The 14281-nt window shown below is 66.9% G+C and carries 16 protein-coding genes; 13 read left to right on the top strand and 3 right to left on the bottom strand.

Features of this window, described 5'->3' with window-relative positions; translation table 11 throughout:
• Positions 1 to 36: 36 nt before the first annotated feature.
• The 5 genes from CLT68_RS27880 (at position 37) to CLT68_RS27860 (ending at position 3733) form a co-directional block, all read left to right on the top strand.
• Complete coding sequence (locus CLT68_RS27880) at positions 37 to 861, top strand: hypothetical protein (RefSeq protein WP_486482344.1); 825 nt, start codon at positions 37 to 39, stop codon at positions 859 to 861.
• Complete coding sequence (locus tag CLT68_RS27875; RefSeq protein WP_099855394.1) at positions 858 to 1409, top strand: DNA cytosine methyltransferase; 552 nt, start codon at positions 858 to 860, stop codon at positions 1407 to 1409. Before CLT68_RS27880 ends, CLT68_RS27875 begins: the two co-directional genes overlap by 4 nt.
• Positions 1378 to 2115: a hypothetical protein gene (locus tag CLT68_RS27870; protein ID WP_099855392.1), complete on the top strand. Its 738-nt coding sequence runs from the start codon at positions 1378 to 1380 to the stop codon at positions 2113 to 2115. Before CLT68_RS27875 ends, CLT68_RS27870 begins: the two co-directional genes overlap by 32 nt.
• A 110-nt stretch (positions 2116 to 2225) precedes the next feature.
• Positions 2226 to 2609, top strand: a complete 384-nt coding sequence (locus CLT68_RS34000; RefSeq protein WP_141910263.1) for a helix-turn-helix domain-containing protein — start codon at positions 2226 to 2228, stop codon at positions 2607 to 2609.
• Positions 2597 to 3733 (top strand): tyrosine-type recombinase/integrase, encoded by a 1137-nt coding sequence (locus CLT68_RS27860; protein WP_099855390.1) that lies wholly within the window; start codon positions 2597 to 2599, stop codon positions 3731 to 3733. Before CLT68_RS34000 ends, CLT68_RS27860 begins: the two co-directional genes overlap by 13 nt.
• 417 nt (positions 3734 to 4150) lie before the next feature.
• Here the strand turns inward: CLT68_RS27860 and CLT68_RS27855 are convergent, their stop codons facing one another.
• On the bottom strand, positions 4151 to 5146 hold the full coding sequence (locus tag CLT68_RS27855; protein ID WP_158240955.1) for a pentapeptide repeat-containing protein: 996 nt from the start codon (positions 5144 to 5146) through the stop codon (positions 4151 to 4153).
• A 157-nt stretch (positions 5147 to 5303) separates the two neighbouring features.
• Between CLT68_RS27855 and CLT68_RS27850 the strand changes: the two genes are divergently transcribed.
• The 8 genes from CLT68_RS27850 (at position 5304) to CLT68_RS27815 (ending at position 13418) form a co-directional block, all read left to right on the top strand.
• A complete protein-coding gene (locus CLT68_RS27850; RefSeq protein WP_099855385.1) occupies positions 5304 to 5807 on the top strand; it encodes a hypothetical protein in 504 nt (167 codons plus the stop codon).
• A 102-nt stretch (positions 5808 to 5909) separates the two neighbouring features.
• On the top strand, positions 5910 to 6794 hold the full coding sequence (locus CLT68_RS27845) for a HEPN domain-containing protein (RefSeq protein WP_143743278.1): 885 nt from the start codon (positions 5910 to 5912) through the stop codon (positions 6792 to 6794).
• Positions 6795 to 6910: 116 nt separating this feature from the next.
• A complete protein-coding gene (locus CLT68_RS27840; RefSeq protein ID WP_158240954.1) occupies positions 6911 to 8101 on the top strand; it encodes a PIN domain-containing protein in 1191 nt (396 codons plus the stop codon).
• 188 nt (positions 8102 to 8289) lie between these two features.
• On the top strand, positions 8290 to 9561 hold the full coding sequence (locus tag CLT68_RS27835) for a hypothetical protein (RefSeq protein ID WP_143743277.1): 1272 nt from the start codon (positions 8290 to 8292) through the stop codon (positions 9559 to 9561).
• Entirely contained in the window at positions 9558 to 10718 is a 1161-nt protein-coding gene (locus CLT68_RS27830; protein WP_099855376.1) for a hypothetical protein, read from the top strand. Before CLT68_RS27835 ends, CLT68_RS27830 begins: the two co-directional genes overlap by 4 nt.
• 351 nt (positions 10719 to 11069) lie before the next feature.
• Positions 11070 to 12215: a TRAFAC clade GTPase domain-containing protein gene (locus CLT68_RS27825; RefSeq protein ID WP_099855374.1), complete on the top strand. Its 1146-nt coding sequence runs from the start codon at positions 11070 to 11072 to the stop codon at positions 12213 to 12215.
• A 194-nt stretch (positions 12216 to 12409) separates the two neighbouring features.
• Entirely contained in the window at positions 12410 to 12547 is a 138-nt protein-coding gene (locus CLT68_RS33555) for a hypothetical protein (RefSeq protein WP_199177166.1), read from the top strand.
• 238 nt (positions 12548 to 12785) lie between these two features.
• The gene (locus CLT68_RS27815; protein ID WP_141910257.1) at positions 12786 to 13418 is read left to right on the top strand and encodes a DUF7002 family protein; all 633 of its coding nucleotides are present in this window, start codon (positions 12786 to 12788) and stop codon (positions 13416 to 13418) included.
• Positions 13419 to 13535: 117 nt separating this feature from the next.
• Here the strand turns inward: CLT68_RS27815 and CLT68_RS32965 are convergent, their stop codons facing one another.
• Together CLT68_RS32965 and CLT68_RS27810 are read right to left on the bottom strand one after the other, a co-directional pair.
• Complete coding sequence (locus CLT68_RS32965) at positions 13536 to 13709, bottom strand: hypothetical protein (RefSeq protein ID WP_158240953.1); 174 nt, start codon at positions 13707 to 13709, stop codon at positions 13536 to 13538.
• A gap of 140 nt (positions 13710 to 13849) precedes the next feature.
• On the bottom strand, positions 13850 to 13966 hold the full coding sequence (locus CLT68_RS27810) for a DUF4259 domain-containing protein (RefSeq protein ID WP_185755362.1): 117 nt from the start codon (positions 13964 to 13966) through the stop codon (positions 13850 to 13852).
• Positions 13967 to 14281 lie beyond the last annotated feature (315 nt).

Raw genomic sequence — 14281 nt, 5'->3', positions numbered from 1 at the left:
CCACCCACCCACCGCTACCTGTCCCTGGGCGCCGGCGTGCAGAGCTCGACGCTCCTGCTGCTCGCCGCCCAGGGGGCGATCCCCGGGTTCACCGCGGCGATCTTCGCCGACACCGGCTGGGAACCGGCAGCGGTCTACCGGCACCTGGACCGCCTGACCGGCATCGCCGAGCAGGCCGGAATCGAGGTGGTACGCGTGAGCGCCGGTGACATCCGAGCTGACGCGCTCGACCCACTCCACCGGTTCGCCTCCATGCCCATGTTCACCCTCGGTCCTAACGGCGAGCGGGGCATGGCCCGCCGGCAGTGCACCTCCGAATACAAGATCAAACCCATCAAGGCTGAAGTGCGGCGCCGGCTGGGCTACCCACACCCGAGGCGCGTCCCGGCAGGGGTCCGGGCAGAGGTCGCGATCGGGATCAGCCTCGACGAGATCGGTCGGGCCCGGGACTCCGACGTCGCCTACATGCGCAACGTGCACCCGCTGCTCGACGTCGGTTGGCGACGTACCGACTGTCTACGCTTCCTGGCCGAGCACGGTCTCGCCGACACCCCGAAGTCATCGTGCGTGGGCTGCCCCTTCCACGACGACGGCTTCTGGTTCGCCCTGCGCGAGCACAGCCCACGGGAATGGGCGGACGCCGTCGCCTTCGACCGGTCCATCCGCAACGGCTCCGCCCAGGCCAACGCGGACGGACATCCCTTGCGCGGCCAATTCTTCCTGCACAGACAGCGAGTACCACTCGACAAAGTACAGCTGCGCCCACGTTCCCAACCCGCAGAAGCGCCTGGCTGTGGCCCCTGGTCCTGCCCGCAGGGCGAGCCGTCGACAGGCGACGCCGGGCGCGGGGAGGTGGCGTGAGCATTGCCCACACCACCGCCCCCCGCATCGGATCGCTGTGCACCGGCTACGGCGGCCTCGACATGGCCGTCGAGCTGGTGCTCGGCGGCCAGCTCACCTGGTACGCCGAGACCGACCGGCACGCCACCACCGTCTGCGCCCACCACTGGCCCGCTGTGCCCAACCTCGGCGACATCCGCACCGTCGACTGGACCCGCGTCGCGCCCGTCGACGTCCTCACCGCCGGGTTCCCGTGCCAGGACATCTCCAACGCCGGCAAGCGCGCCGGCATCACCGGAGAGCACTCCAGCCTGTGGAGTGCCGTCGCCGACGCCGTTCGCGTCCTTCGACCACCGCTCGTGTTCGTGGAGAACGTCGCCGCCCTCCTGCGGCGAGGACTCGACGTCGTCGAAGCCGACCTGGCCACGATCGGGTACGACACAAGCTGGACGTGCCTACGCGCGTCCGACATCGGCGCCGCCCACCGCCGCGACCGGCTGTTCCTGCTGGCCGCACCCACCCCACGACCCGGGGGAGATGCGGACGCTGCCGACACCCTGCGCCCGTGACGGCAAAGGACCCGGCCACCAGCACGGCCTGCCCGACCTCATCGAACCGTCGGGCTCCACCGACGGCCTCCTACCAACCACCACCGCGGGGCACATCGCTCGCACTGGCCACCACCGGCACACGCGCACCGACGCCGCACGGCTACTGCCCACCCCCAGGGCGAGCGACACCGGCACGCCCGGACGACGCGCGGGCACCGGGTTCCGGCCCCCACTGTCCGAGGTGCTGCTGCCCACCCCGCGGGCCACCGACGGCGAAAAGGGCTGCCCAGGGCAGCGCGGCTCCCACGGAGACCTCACCCTCCCCTCCGCGGCAGTGCGGGTCCCGGCCCGGATCCTGCCCACCCCGCGCGCGTCCGACGGGCGCGGCCCCGGGCGCCACGGCGACGGCGGCGCGGACCTGCGCACCACCATCGCCGCCCTCGGGCAGCCCGACGAGCAACGGTGGGGCGGCTACGCCGACGCGGTCGCCCGCTGGGAGCTACTGCTCGGCCGCCCCGCACCCGAACCCACGCAAACCGGCCGGCACGGCAAACCCGTCCTCGCACCGCCGTTCGTGGAGTGGCTCATGGGCCTGCCCGAGCACTGGGTCACCAACCCCAACCTCGGGCTGCCCCGCACCACCGCACTGCGGGTCCTCGGCAACGGCGTCGTCCCCGCCCAAGCGGCGACCGCCCTGCGACTGCTGCTCTGCCAGCACACCTAGCCACCGCCAGCACAGGGTGGCTCGTCGTGGGCGCATCCACACAGCGTCCGCGACGAGCCACCACCCGCGGTGTCCAGCCGCCAGAACCTCCGACGTTCGGGAGTCCACCGATGTCTGCCAACCTGCCCCGAGCCCGACGCCGACCACCACCGACCGCCCCCACCGTCGACCACCGCCCAGCAGTCCACAACGAGAAGGGTCCGCAGCTCTACACCCCAGCCGAGGCTGCCGCCCGACTCCGCGTGCCGGAGTCATGGCTGCGCCGACGCGCCGGCCGCCGCCAGATTCCTTGCACTTTCCTCGGCAAGCACCTGCGCTTCTCAGCCGCCGACCTCGCCGCCATCATCGCCGCCGCCGCCCAACCCCCCACCGGCCGGCGCGCCCCCCGACGACGCCGGCACCCCACCGGCGACTTGCCCCACCCCGACAGCCACGCGTCAATCACCACCGCACCCGACACCAACCGGACGGAGACCACACCATGGCCTGGGTAGAAAAACGCGGCACCCGATTCCGCGTACGCCTGCGCATGCCCGACGGCACCGTCACCACCGACTCAGCCCACGACCTGCGCGCCGACGCGGTCATCCGCGCCAAGGAAATCGACGTCGAAACCGCCCGGGACACCTTCATCGACCCCCGAGGGGGACGCATCCCCCTCGCCGACTGGGTCCCGATCTGGGAAACAACCCACCAAGCGGGCCCCGCCACCTGGGCCGCCTACCGCAGTCACCTACGGCTGCACATCCTGCCCGCCCTCGGCCCGCTGCCGCTGGTCGACATCCGCCGCCAACACGTCAAAACCCTCGCCGTCGCCCTCGGCAAACGCCTCTCACCACGATCCGTCGCCGACGTGATCATGGTCCTGTCGATGGTTCTGCAAGAGGCCGTCGAAGACCGCCGCGTTCCCTTCAACCCTTGCCGGGGAGTCCGCATCCCCAAAGGCATCCGCGCTGAACGACCGCATGCCACCGCCGAGCAGGTCGCTGCGATCGTCGCCCGCCAAGCCCGCCCCAGCGACGGACTGCTCATCCTCACCGCCGCCTACACCGGCATGCGCTGGGGAGAACTCACCGGACTCACCCGCGACAACGTCGACCTCACCACCGGCAGTATCCACGTCCACCCCGACGTCGGCGCACTGCACGAGGTCGAAGGCAAGCTGTTCCTCGGCCCACCCAAGACCAACGACAGCGTCCGCCACATCCGGCTACCCCGCTTCCTGACCACCCTGCTCACCGTCCACCTCGCCGAACAACCCCACGACCTCGTCTTCCCCGGGGCTCGCGGTCATCACCAGCGGCGCTCCAACTTCAACCGCCGCGCCTGGACCCCAGCCGTCACCGGCAACCCTCAACGGGGCATCCCACCGGTCCTGCCCGGCATGCACTTCCACGACCTGCGCCACACCCACAAGACCTGGCTAATCGAGGACGGCATCCCCGAGATCACCCAAGCCCGCCGCCTCGGTCACCGCCTCGCCGGTGTACGGGGTATCTACAGCCACGTCACCGAGCCGATGATCACCACCGTCGTCGAAGCGCTGCAACGTCGATGGGAAACCACCCAGCCCGACCATGCCAGCGATACCGTCCGACGGCTGCGCGTGGTCGCCTAACGAACAGGGGAAGATGAGAGTCATGCCCCAGGCCTTCGTCGCGAAACCACCGTGCGCGGTGCGCGCGACCGGCAGCCCACATCGAACTCGTCGCACCCACCGCCCAACCGGTCCCCTCGCAGCGTCACAGCGGCCAGCAATGGTGGCTGCCGCTTTCCGGGATCGTGGCGAGCAACGGATCCGGCCGACCGGTGGACCTGGCAGAGGCACAACGGATAGCTGACGCCTTCACCCAGCCGTACCGGTACGCCGCGGTAACCTTCGCGGGCTTCTACAACGACGCCGGATTCTGCGGTCAGTGCGAAGCCCCGCCACCCCGCTCCCGGGCGATGGCGTGCTGGCGAAAGATTGGTCGAGTCGAGGCGCAGGGGTCACCGACCTGGTAAATTCTGCGTGCTCGCTAACAATTTCTCCATCCTAACCGGTGGCGCAGTCGATTTGGCTCACCGTCGTCTGGCTTCGCAGCCGCGTCTGTTCATCAACTTTTACGCAGTTGAGTTGGTGGGGCATGTTGTTCGTCTCGATGAAGTTTGCGCCGCGCAGGTCGGCACCTTCGAAATCGGCGGCCTGGACGTTTGCGGGTCCGAACGACGCTCTCGATAGGTCGGCCCTTCGCAGCAATGCGCTCTGGAGCTGAGCAAACTGTAAGCCTGCGCCGTGCATTCGGGCATCAGACAGGTCAGCCTCGGCAAGCAACGCGGATCTGAGGTTCACGACCGACCCGGAGATGCCGGACAAGTCCGAGCGCTCGAGATGGGCGTAACTGAAGTCCGCTTGGTCGAGACGAGCGTACTTCAGGGTAACTGCGGTCATCACTCTTCCGGTGGCTTTCGCTCCCGCAAGATCCGACTCCGTGAAGTCCGCTTTTTCGAAGTCACCCCACAAGTTCGCCTTTACAAGAGAGGAGCGAGTGAGGTTTGCGCGCTGGAAGTGGCCGACGAAAGTCGCGCCGTCAAGGTGGGCGCCGGAAAGGTCGACAATGGTGCCACCGTCGGCACCGCTGTCGCGACGGCCGAGGACGGTGACCGCCGCTTGGATGTCCGTAGGCGGAAGCCGGCGGACCCAGGGCTTCTCCGTGAAGGCCGCCCAGCTGAACTCGTACGGGTCGTAGCTGGTGCCCTTGTTCGGGGACCGATCCCGCACAAATCCACACAAAACCTCAATTATTGCCGATTGATCCGCTGGCGAGTCACGCATGATGCGCTCAAGTGCATAGATCGCACCTAGTCGTACGCTGGTCTGCTCCGCGCCAAGTTGCTCTACTGCTCGTGCAAACCGATCTGTGATCTGACCCCGCTCCTGCAGTTCGACCTGCTGTCGGGCAGCATCGACTGAGCGTCCCGTATAGATGATCGAAATGCTGCTCACGAGCAAGGCGCCGACCGCTGCCAGGGCTGTCGCTGCTGCGGCCACCCGCTGCCAAGGCGATTCGAAAGGTTGGCGAGCGGGGACAGCGCGGGTACGACGACGAGGAGGCACGGACTCCATTGCAGCTCACAGGGGCAAGGATTCCGATCTCCGACATATGGTCGTCCTGGCCGCGAGGTCCGGATAATGACAGGATTTGCCGGTGGGCACAGACGCGCACCAGACCCTGATGGACGCAATCCGCGACTTGGCCGCCTTCCTGTGGCAACACCGCAGCAGCCTGGAGGACCCAGCACCGGACGTAAAGGCAGGCATTACCAACCGGCTACGCCAGGTCAACGACCACGCCACCACCGTTGCCCGCACCAGCGGCTACCTGCACACCCTCGACTTCGACGACCCACCGGACCCCGACCTGGAAACCTGGGGTCGCCGGCTGAACCGTAGGACGCTACACGCCCTCGGTATTGCTGACCTCGTCGCCGACCTGCCGGAGCCGGTGATCCCGGACCAGGTCGTGTCCGACCTCGCCGGGTATTTGGCCGGGCCGCCGGTACCCGGCGAGAGGATGTACGTCATCGATGCCGACATGCCGATGACCGGACAGCACCAGATAGCCGGATGGACGCTGGCCCGGATCGGTCCCGACGACCTGGACGCGCTGACCCCGCTGCCGTCAGCGCGTGGATTCGCCCAGGACCCGTGAGACGACGCCCTCCGCAACGGTGGATGCGTCGTCCTGCGCCAGGCCGACCCCGGGCTTGAGCCACGGGCGAACACGTGGTTTCCCGCCGCGCTGGGGACCGATTTGACCGAGGCGGAAGTGGCGATCGAGGCGTGGGCACCACTGCTGCTGATCAACCTGGCTGCTTATGACCGCGTCGTCGTCGGCGCCGAGTATCAGATCGAGCCCGGCCGCGTCGTCGATCGGATTCGCGGCACCGGCCTCGGCCTGGTCGACAACGGTAATGGCGAGGTCATGTGGGAGGAGCCCGCGTGGGGGCCATATCGACCCAGCCCGGACGAGGTCGCCATGATGCTGCAGACCGTGGCGGTCCTCGAACCGTACCTGCAAGCATTCCACGTATCCACAGCTCCGTTGAGCAAGCAGGGTGGCAAGGCGCTAAAGGCTGCCGAAGGCAGGTTGCGACGCAGCACCCACCGGCTGCTGGCGCTCAGCACCTTCCTTGGCACCAACGGCGACGTGACCCGGCCCCGCGACCGCCCCGAAGTGATCTTTTGGCTCATCTCGGCACTGGAGCACCTGCTCGTACCAGACTCCAATGACGGAGACTACGGCCGCAAGGTCGCGCAGCGCGCTGCGATTTTGATCGGCGACGGTGACGGCGACGACCGGGTGGCGATCTACCACGACGTCAAGACCGCCTACGGCATCCGGTCCGCCGTCGTGCACGGCAGCCCGCTGAAGGACAAACAAGCCGATGACCTCCTCAACCTCCCCCGCCGGCTGTACGGCTACCTGAGGGAGGTACTCCGGGCATTGATCATCCTCGGCCCACAGTTCCAACCTGGAGAAGATTGCGACGCTGCGCTGCTTTCGCAGACCGCGGCGCAGCGTCGCATCCACGGCCCGCTTCAGCTGGTTCTAGGGCCACTTCCCGAGCAGACCCGCAGCTTGCGCGCTCAGACGTACCGAACGCGAAGGTTGAGAAACAGGCGCCGGCGCGCATGACTCAACTCACCAGCACGTGCTCGACATGCCCACCCCGATTGCATGATCCTTAGGGCAAGCCTCGGCGGTGGCGATTGAGCCTCCGAGGCCGGTGCGATGTCAAAGGGGAGGCGATGATGACCGCTGCGGAGCAGAGTCCTTCCCGGACGCCGCCGTCGCCGGCAGATGTCATCCGGGGCATGCTAGATCTTGCTCATCAACAAAGTTCGGCGAAGCCCGTCGTTCGCCCGGACGAGCGTGGCCGGTTTGCTGCGGCGCTACTGCCCGAGGTCTTTCCTGTCGTCGTGGACGCCAACGCGCTCCGGGACGACCTGCTGCGGGTCGCTGCCGGTCAGCCGCGCACGCTGATGCTGAACGCGGCCAACTCGGGTGTCCTGAGACTGTTCTGCGCACCACACGTCCTGCACGAGGTCGAGGAACACATGGAGGAATGGTCAGGGCAGCGGCGACTCGGTCTTTCAGTCGTTCGCGCGGCGTGGCAGGACAGCGTTGCGCCCCTGCTGCGCTGTGTGGAGGTGCCGGCCGGGCTCACGACAGTCGCTGAGCAGGGACGGCTTGACTACCTGGCGCAGCCGTCCTCTACCAGCAGGTACTGCGACCCCGACGACGTTCCCACTGCGACGCTGGCGCTGCTGCTGACCGCCGCGCTGCTGAGCAAGGACAAGGCGCCCGGCCGAGCGGTTTACGGCGAGACGCACGACCACGTAGCCCACGCGCAGTGGCGCGGTGAGCTGAGTGCCGTCGGTGACCTCGGCCCGCTCGGAAGGCTCGTTCACGCGCTAAATTCGCTTCTCGGCCTCGCCGTCGAAGGTGTATTCCACGGGATCACTGCTGCCGCTCGCCGCGTGCCGTGGCCGTGGCTCGTGATCGGGGCGCTGGCTACCGCAGGTGCAGTCCGCTACGTCGTCACACCCGAGACGAGAGCCAGGGTGCAGGCTGCGCTGGGCGCTGGCCTCTCCACCACCGCTGCGACTGTCGCCGAGATCCTGACACAGCGTGATGCCGCGCGACGGCAGTTCGAGACGCTCCAACCGAGTCAACCGGGCAGAGACGAGATCATTGGGAATCACGTTTCCTCGGCGGTCCTGACCCGAGCGTGCCTCTATCGCCTGGCTCGCAGCCCACAACGTGACCAGAGCGCCCGGGAACTGACCGATGCGCTGAGGCGGGTGGACGGTGTCGCTACCAGCGAGACGAAGGTGCGCTCGATGCTCCGCGAGAACGCCGCCTTCGTCGAGCCCAGCAGGGGACGCTTTCAACTCGGTCGGCCAGCCAGCACTTTACTGACCCAACGGAAGGCGCTATAACCTGTTTTGAGCGTTCATGGCGTTGTTCCACCGTGCTGGTCACGGCATCGGCCGGTCACGGTGGGCAGGCAAAGCGATGCGCCCGCGTTGAGTAACCTGTTGCGGCTGGGTTGACTCCGCCGGTTCCGCTTCGGAGGCGGCTCTGCCCAGCGCCCGGTACTTCGGCACGGACGCGATGAAGGTGGGGGATGGAGCAGTACATCGAGGGTCTGCGCTGTCAAGATGTCCATGCTGGCCTGCGAACGGTCGACCCGAACTCACCCGGCCTGATTCCCTTGAAGACCACCCGATTGGTCGGGATGGCTGCAGATGTGGCCGCGCTGATCCGGGACCGGCAACTCATCGCTGACGTGAACGCGCTGGAGACCGTGGCCGTTACGGAGTTGGACGTAGCCCCGACCGCCTTCGAGCAGGTTCTCGACCTGCTCGAAGAGGCCGAGCTCGTCGAACTCACCCGTAACCCGGCAGGCGAAGTCACCGGCCTGACCGAGAACGTCCCGATGTACCGTGACCTGTACGAGGATCTCGGCGGCCGGTGGCGGTCCCGCAGACCGAAGCAGTTCGAGGAGCAGATGCTGGCCGTTGTGGACCGCCTCGCCAGCGGTCCGGTCCCGGTTGAGGTCCTTTCCGAGGCGGTCAACCTGTCTAGCGCCGACGCCGGCCGAGTCGTGACCATCGGCCAGCAGTCCGGGCTGCTACGGACCGTCGCGACCATCGACGGCGACATCGCCTACTCGCCTTTTACCGCCTTCGAGCACCCCGACGTTCTCAACGAGTTGCTCACCACGCATGGCCCGGAGCGGATGCTCGCCGAGTTCGAGACCCTAAAGAACCACCAAGGGCTGGCGATCACCTCGACCGAGCACCCGCTGCTGGTCGACGCCGTCGCGCGCGGCCTTGTGCCCGCGCCGACCGTCCAACTGCCGGACCTCTCGATGCGGGCTTTCGCGACGCTGCCCTACACCCTGGACCGGGAACTACTCGTCACCCGCAAACCGGTCCTCGACAAGGCCCTAGCCATCATCGCGTGCGTGCGCTGCGCGGAGGACTTCGGCGGATTCAACAACGTGTCCCGGGCGGCACACCTCATCAACACCCTGCTTGAGGTAGGCAGCATCTCCCCGCATAGCTCCTCACAGCGGCAATACTTGCTGATGCGCAACCGCGGGATCATCACGTTCGGCCCGGACGACGTCTCCTGGGGTAGCTGGGTGCGCCCCACCCTCATCGACACACCGGACAACCGCGAGGCGTTGACCATCGCCCGAGACATGCTGCTCGCCGGTGAGCCCATGTCCACCGGCCGCGATACCTCCGACCAGGCCCGCGACATGCTCTCGCTCGACGCCCGGTACCTACAGCCGCTCCAAACCGCAGCCCGCAGCCGCGACCTGGTGCGCGTGCCGGACAAGGAGTACGGCAAGTTCTTCGACGTGATGATGGGCCGGGGAGCACTGTGAGCGAGCATGATCTGGCACAGAAAGCCGCCGTGCGACGTCTGCTCTGGCGCATGGGCTTCGCGACCCGCGTTGACGTGCCGCTGCGCGCCTACGTCCCGACGAGCAAGGACCGGCCGGGTCACGAGTCGTACACCGACCTTGACGTTCTCGGGATCACCATCGCGCCCGGCTTCCGCGTGCAGACCGCTATCGCCGATTGCAAGAGCACCTCCCGGAACACCACCGAACGGATGTTCTGGATTCGTGGTGTCGGGGACTTTTTCGGTGCCGACGCCGCCTACATGGTCCGCCCCGTCAAGACCACCGACGCCGCCCGGCAGCTCGCCGCCCGGCTGAAGATCGCCGTCGTCACCGGAGAGGACCTCACCGTGCTGGAATCCCAGCACCCCATCTCACTGGACCTGAATGACGCGCCACTGGCACGCCTGTTCGACGTTACTCAGATCGAGCAGTACCTCAAGGCGTTCACCGGGATGGACCGCAAACTCGCTCCGCTGCTGGAGTACCGGCAGTTCGACTTCTGGGTCTACGAGCCCTATCGCAACCTCACCCAGATGGTCAGCCATCTCGCCGACGCCGCGAGCACCCTCGACCCGGCAAACCCCCTGCATGCCGCGCTGCTGCTCGACTGCTCATGGCTGTACCTGCTCACGGTCTCCCGCGCGGTCGAACACATCCGCGCCACGCACGCCGCCGACGTTCAGACCTGCCTCCTCGAATACTTCTTCGGCGGCCAGGTGGCGCTCCGCGAGAAGAAGCAGATGCTCGAACAGCTCTCCCGCATCGTGCCGCCCGCCGCGCAAGGCGGCGCGCAACTGCTCCCGGCCTGGTACAACCAGCTTCTCGAACTCGTCGGCCGGTTCAACCGTTCACCACACGCATGCCTGCCAGCCCTGCAGTACGCCGAGATGCTCAGCGCGGCACTAGTCGCCCGTAAACGCACCACGGTGTCGAAAGCCTTCAGTGCTCACATCAACCCGATCGCCGCGAAACTCCTGTCCGACATCGTCGGTTTCCTGGTGGCCTCCGCCGGCTTGCACCCGAACTTCCGGACGATGGCCAGAGAACTGCTGATCCAGGACCTGACCAGCGGCCCTCGTCTCGCGCCGGCCGATACGCCGAATGAAGAACGCGTCCCAGAGGGCATCGCCGAGTAAGGGTGGCCAGATCAGGTAGCCCCCGGAAAAATAGCGCAATGGGTGCCGGCAAGATGGTCTGTTTCTTCTATCGGCAGCTCCCGGACATGGCGCTCATTGGGAGGGGCTGTATCTCAACAGCCCGTCGCCGGGCCCGCCGGCGATGAAGTTGTCGGTGCTGTCGCCGATGAGCCGGTCGATCGTGGTGCCATCGAAGACGCTTTTGATATCGGCACCGATTTCGTCGGGCTTCCGCCAGCGGGCGAGGCCGGGCCACCATGCCTACGCGGCACCTACGCCGGCCGTCTTCCCGAAGTGCCGGACTCCTGCCAGGGGACAAGCGATCGCCGCCGGTTCGCGTAAAGTCCTCACATGCAACCGAGGGCGTTCGAGCAGCACATCGCGGTGTTCGGGGAGAGCGGCAGCGGCAAGACCGTCCTGCTCTCATCGTTCTACGGGGCCGCCCAGGAGCCGCAGTATCTGAAGAGGAGCCTCTTCCACATCCTGGCGGAAGACATCGGCCAGGGTAACCGGCTGCACAAGAACTACCTCGGCATGAAGGACGACGCGACGCTGCCGCTCACCACCCGGTTCGCCGCCACGTCGTACGCCTTCAAAGTTCAGATGAAGGACGGGTCGGATCCCGCGGTGGCGAAGTCCCGGCCCTTCGACGTGCTGCGGGTGGTCTGGCACGACTATCCAGGTGAGTGGTTCGAGCAGTCGGTGCAGAGCCCGGAGGAGGCCCAGCGCCGCGCCGACAGCTTCCGGTCCCTGCTGAGCTCGGACGTCGCCCTGTTGCTGGTAGACGGTCAGAAGCTCCTCGACAACGCGGGCGAGGAGGATCGGTACCTCAAGTCGCTGTTTAGCAACTTCCGCAACGGCGTACTGTCGCTACGGGACGAGCTGCTGGAGGACGGCAAGCCGCTAGCCCAGTTCCCGCGGATCTGGGTGATGGCGCTGTCGAAGGCCGACCTCTTGCCGGATCTGGACGTCTACCGGTTCCGTGATCTGCTCGTCGCCAAGGCCTGCGACGATCTAGAGCAGCTGCGCCAGGCCATCGTCGGGTTGGTGGAGGGCCGCGAGGCGCTATCGATCGGCGAGGATTTCGTGCTGCTCTCGTCGGCGAAGTTCGAGCCGGGCAAGATCACGGTGACCGAGCGCGTCGGGCTGGATCTGATCCTGCCGCTGTCCGCCATCCTGCCCTTCGAGCGGCACCACCGATGGCATGAGTTGACGCAGCTCCCGGCACGCGTGTTCGAGGGCCTACTCGGCCGTGCCGGCGACTTGGCGTCCGCGCTGCTGGCCAAGACCAGGCTTCCCGGCCCGCTGGGCCTGCTGATGAACCTCGTCGGTCCCGATCTCCTGAGCGATGCGGCGAAACTGGCCGGGGACAAGCTCCGAGCGGCCAACGCCGAGGCGCTGTCCAAGAAGGAGTTTCTCTCGGCCACGCTGACCGGCTTCCGGATGGATCTGGAGAAGGGCGAAGAGAACCAGATCCTGATCCGGAGCGTGCGATGAGCTTCATCTGGGCCACCCGCGGCCGGGCGTGGGGTTTTCGTTTCCTACTCACCGGTGGATTCTCGGACCCCCTTCCGGAGTACGAGGCCGCTTTCGCGGACGCCGGTGATGCGCCGGAAACCTGCCACCGTGCCGGGGACCGAGTTGCGTTGCGCATCGCGGACCCGCTGGGGCGTAAGGATCAGTCTGGACGGGTGATCCCGCACGAGTTCGTCGTCTGCGGGCCGCAGGCCGCGGAGATCCGTTCGGTGGCCGACGGTCTCGCGCTGGTGTGGCCGCAGGTGGCCGAAGAGTTCGAGCGGGTCTGGGAGACGCCCCGGCCGCCCTTCTGAAACCGATCGCGGGCGCGAGGCGCGCCTACCTGATCCTGGCCGTCACGCTGCTTCCCGGACTTGCTCACGACGTGCTTATGGGCGCGAGCCGGTCGTTACGGGTGTCGGTTGTCTCGGGAGGCGTAGAGGTAGCGCCGCAGACAGCCAGCGCTGCAGACCACCCGTCAACCGGGGGATGGGGGATGTCGACCGGATCCCCGATGGCCCGTGCTCATGGACGTTCGGCATCATGGCCGGCATGGACGTCGAGGAACTGATCGCGCGCCATCCGCAGGTCTTCCATACGATGTCGGCGACCGCTTGGCCATCGCTGCAACGGCACGGCCTGCTGTCCACGCGGCAACTGATCGATTTGTTCGGCCTTGATGCCGGCGAGCGTGACCGACTCTTGAGCGCACCTCGCAAGCAGTCCACCGTTCTGCGCGCGCCCGGCCTGCCGCCGGCCGTGATCCGCGATCAGAAGCCGATGAAATTCATCGCCGAGAAAATTGAGCCTGACTCCTCGCTGGCCGAGTACCTCGCCGCCATCAACTCTCGGGTCTTCTTCTGGGCCAGCGCCGAGCGACTGGACCGGCTGCGTCAAGCAAAGGAGTACCGCACCGAGGACCAAGTCGTCCTGCACGTCGACACCCGCGCCCTCGTCGAGCGATACGGCCCACGAATCGAACTCTGCCGGCTCAACTCTGGGGCGGTGACGCAAAAGAACCACCCCATGCGAGGACACCGATCCTGGGTGCCGATCGCCGACTACCCCTACGACGAGTACCGCCGCCGGTTCGGCTGCGATGGCGCCCTGGTCGAGGTCACCGTTCTAGGCGCTGTCCCTGACATCCTCGACTTGACCGACAAGATCGAAGGCACCATCGACTGAGTCTCCACCCTTCGTGGCAACGGATGGCGATGCTCTCGGCAGTTGCCCCTATCGCTCGTACCTAGTACGGCAGCCGTCGTTTGCGATCTTCGGTTGAACTGGTGTGTCTGGCGGTCTTTACGAGTTCGCTGCTTCGAGGATGGCGGTGAGACCGTCGATGGTCTGCTGCGCCTCGGCCTGGTCGGTCTCGGTCGTCCATCCTTGATGCCAGGGTCCGCCGGGACCGGCCACGAAGTGCAGCGCTTCGAGCGCGGACGTGGCAAGGTCGGGCACTGGCTCGGGCAGAATCACTGCGCTTGGTTCTTCGGACACTTGCGTAAGGCGGTGCTGTAGGTGCTCGCCGCCGGGAAACTTAGCGGCCACTAGGGCTGCCGCCGCTACTACTTGGTCGGGGAAGTACTCCCGCCAGAGGAGGCCGCGGTTGGCTAGGACTAGCCGAGCATTTGTCGTAGTGCCTCGGCGCGCTGTTGTGGCGGTCGCTCGGCTAGTTCGTCAAGGAAGTCCAGTGCGCCGTCACTGCTGAACGGTCCGGTTCCAAAGGTGCCCACATCGCCCTCGCCTCGATAGACGGCCACCGCCGATCATCAACGGTTGTGGACCTGACTGAAGATCGTGCGGTGGCCGGGCGCCACAGCGTAAACCCTGCGCGGTGGCAGCGGATTCTGGCGGGGTTTAGGGGAGCAGGGTGGGAGCAGCGGGGTGCCCTGAACGGCCTTGAACTACGTCCAACAGCATCGAACGGCGCTCAACTGCACCCACCCCTGCCTGCGGCTCAACGTTTCCCCAGGTCAGGCCGGGTGCGGCGTCCTGTTTCCCGCGGAGTGCTCTGCGGTTTTGCGGCACCATCGACCACCCTTTATGTC

The organism is Micromonospora sp. CNZ299, from assembly GCF_002754415.1.
Note: the sequence above shows the minus strand (reverse complement) of the source record. Positions and strands in the feature narration are given on the sequence as shown.